2 protein-coding genes and 2 pseudogenes are annotated in these 3092 nt (G+C 67.8%); 1 reads left to right on the top strand and 3 read right to left on the bottom strand.

The annotated features are described in order from the left end of the window. Positions 1-420: pseudogene (locus B1964_RS06075) on the bottom strand (GuaB3 family IMP dehydrogenase-related protein); the annotation flags it as partial. 114 nt (positions 421-534) lie between these two features. Further along, a complete protein-coding gene (gene guaB, locus B1964_RS06070) occupies positions 535-2046 on the bottom strand; it encodes an IMP dehydrogenase (protein WP_006367563.1) in 1512 nt (503 codons plus the stop codon). A 145-nt stretch (positions 2047-2191) separates the two neighbouring features. On the opposite strand from guaB, the gene B1964_RS06065 reads away from it, so the two are divergent. Beyond that, positions 2192-2581 (top strand): DUF5319 domain-containing protein, encoded by a 390-nt coding sequence (locus B1964_RS06065; RefSeq protein WP_014359487.1) that lies wholly within the window; start codon positions 2192-2194, stop codon positions 2579-2581. Between the two features lie 86 nt (positions 2582-2667). Here the strand turns inward: B1964_RS06065 and B1964_RS06060 are convergent. Then, a pseudogene (locus tag B1964_RS06060) lies at positions 2668-3092 on the bottom strand (hypothetical protein); the annotation flags it as partial.

The raw sequence follows: 3092 nt of genomic DNA, 5'->3' as shown, positions 1-3092 counted from the left end.
GGTGGTCACCCCGGCCTCGCGGATGGTGGCCACGGCCGCACCGAGCAGATCGGGATCCAGTGGTGCCGCATGCAGTTCCTGAAGGCGCCGCACCGCGGCCTGCGGATCGGGGTCGGTGGTTGCCACCTCGACCAGCTCGGCGATCTTGTCCTCGACGTCGCGATGACGCGCCCAGAGCCCTTCACCATTGATGACACCGAGAGCGCCGAGTCGTCCGAGTTCGATGGCCACCGCAGGCGACACCAGGGCGTCGGTCGGGTGACTCAGAATCGGCGCCTCGAAACGGTAGGCATCGATCTGCCATGCGGTCGAGACGTCCTTGGACGACCGGGTCCGCCGCGACGGAACGATGCTGACGTCGTCGAGTTCGAAGGTCTGCCGCGCCGTCCGGCCCATGCCGAGGTCCACGAGGTCACGCACCGTTGCGCCTTTCTGTCCGGCGCACGGTCATGTTGCAACGCACGCCACGAGGGTCTTCTGGGCCGCCTCACGTGCGGACCGGTGAACTTGCGGGTCGGAGTCGTCGAGGCGAACTCAGCGAGAATAGTAGTTGGGCGCCTCGGCGGTCAGGGTGATGTCGTGCGGATGGGACTCCTTGAGTCCGGCCGCGGTGATCTGCACGAAGCGCGCCTTCTGCAGTTCCGGGATCGTGGTGGCACCGGTGTAGCCCATCGCTGCACGCAGGCCGCCGACGAGCTGATGGATCACCTGGTTCAGCGGACCCCGGAACGGGACCCGACCCTCGATGCCCTCCGGGACGAGCTTCTCCTCCTTGAGGACGTCGTCCTGGAAGTAGCGGTCCTTGGAGTAGGACTTGCCCTGCCCGCGGCCCTGCATGGCACCGAGCGATCCCATGCCGCGGTAGCTCTTGAACTGCTTGCCGTTGACCAGGATCAGATCGCCCGGCGCCTCGGCGGTACCGGCGAGCAACGACCCGAGCATCGCCGTCGACGCGCCGGCGGCCAGCGCCTTGGCGATGTCGCCGGAGTACTGCAGTCCGCCGTCGGCGATCACCGGCACGCCGGCCGCCTGACACACCGTCACCGCCTCGAGGATCGCGGTGATCTGCGGGGCGCCCACCCCGGCGACGACGCGGGTGGTGCAGATCGAGCCGGGCCCGACGCCGACCTTCACCGCGTCGGCGCCGGCGTCGACGAGTGCCTGCGCGGCCTCCCGGGTGGCGACGTTGCCGCCGACCACCTCGACGCGGTCGCCGACCTCGGACTTCACCTTGGACACCATGTCGAGCACCAGCCGGTTGTGGGCGTGGGCGGTGTCGACGATGATCACGTCGACACCCGCGTCGGCGAGTGCCATGGCCCGATCCCACTGCGTGTCACCGGTACCCACGGCGGCGCCGACGAGCAGCCGGCCGTCGGAGTCCTTGGTCGCGAACGGGTGCTGCTCGGTCTTGACGAAGTCCTTGACGGTGATCAGCCCGGTCAGTTTGCCGTTGCCGTCCACGATCGGCAGCTTCTCGACCTTGTTGCGCCGCAACAGACCCAGGGCGGCCTCCGCGGAGACCCCTTCCTGGGCGGTGATCAATGGGGCCTTGGTCATCACCTCGGCGACCGGCCGGTCCTGATCGACCTCGAATCGCATGTCGCGGTTGGTGATGATGCCGACGAGCTCACCCTTCTCATCGACCACGGGCAGCCCGGAGATGCGATAACGCGCACACATCGCATCGACCTCGGCGAGGGTGTTGTGCGGTGAGCAGGTGACCGGGTCGGTGACCATGCCGGCCTCGGAGCGCTTGACCGTCTCTACCTGGGCGGCCTGGTCGGCGATCGACAGATTGCGGTGCAATACGCCCATGCCGCCGGCGCGGGCCATCGCGATGGCCATCCGGGATTCGGTGACGGTGTCCATCGCCGAACTCACCAGGGGCACCCGCAGGGAGATGTTCTTGGTCACCCGCGAGGACGTATCGGCCTCGCTGGGGATCACATCCGATGCCGCGGGTAGCAACAGGACGTCGTCGAAGGTGAGGCCGAGCATTGCGACCTTGCCGGGATCGTCTCCACCGGTGCGAACGTGGGTCATCGGTCCATGGTATCGGGCAACCGGAGCCACAACCCAATGCGGCGATTCAGCTCACCCGTGACCCCTGTGGAGCATGCGCGTATCGGCCCGTCGAACTGTGGAACCGATGCGGCGCAGGTCACGCGATATCGGTTACGGTGGAGGTGTGCGTGACCACTTGCCACCAGGACTTCCGCCCGACCCGTTCGCCGATGATCCCAGCGATCCCGCGTCGGCGTTGGACTCGATGGAGCCCGGCATCCCCCTCGACGAGAACGAGCGGGTCGCGGTCGAAGAGGATCTCGCCGATCTGGCCGTCTACGAGGCACTCCTGGCCCATCGCGGGGTCCGTGGCCTCGTCGTCGTGTGCGAAGACTGCCACGAGGACCATTACCACGACTGGGATATGTTGCGCGCCAACCTTTTACAGCTTCTGATCGACGGCACCGTGCGTCCGCACGAGCCCGCCGTCGACCCCCGCCCCGACGACTACGTCACGTGGGACTACTGCCGCGGGTACGCCGACGCGCACAACCACCTCGGCGACGAACGCTGAGCTGATCGCTCAGGCGTTCCGGTCGGGTGGTGTCGGCCGGCCCCCGCAGACGTCAATGAGGCAGACGTCGATCAGGCAGACGGCGATCAGCCTGCCGGCGTGGTCGTGGTGGTCGTCGCCGTCGTCGGTGGCGGTGAACTGGTCGTCGGCGTGGTCGTCGGTGTGGTGGTCGGCGTCGACGACGGCTCCGAGGGAACGCTCGTCTGATCCGAGGTCTGCGGAGCACTGCTCTCGGTGCCACTGGCACCGGGAGCCGTGGTACCCGGACGCTGCGACGTGGGCGCAGCGGGTGTGCCCGACTCGTCGGACTGCAGCCGGGTGATCCACTGATTCATCTGATCCCGGGTTTGCGAGTCGCGTACCGGGCCCATCTTGGTCTGCGCCCGCGCGATGAGCTGCTGCGCCTGGGTGACATCACCGGAGGCGAGTGCCGCCTCGGCCTGCTCGAGATCCGAACGCACGTCGTAGGCGGCCTGCGTCTCCGACGCGGCCTGTGCGAACACGACCTTCT

It is taken from the genome of Gordonia sp. i37 (genome assembly GCF_002043085.1).
Lineage (GTDB): Bacteria > Actinomycetota > Actinomycetes > Mycobacteriales > Mycobacteriaceae > Gordonia > Gordonia polyisoprenivorans.
The sequence above is the reverse complement of the archived record's forward strand: the minus strand, read 5'-3'. Positions and strand labels throughout refer to the sequence as shown.

Bases quoted from the DNA above. Each gene is read 5' to 3' on its own strand.
- guaB (WP_006367563.1), bottom strand. From the start codon at position 2,046: ATGACCCACGTTCGCACCGGTGGAGACGATCCCGGCAAGGTCGCAATG.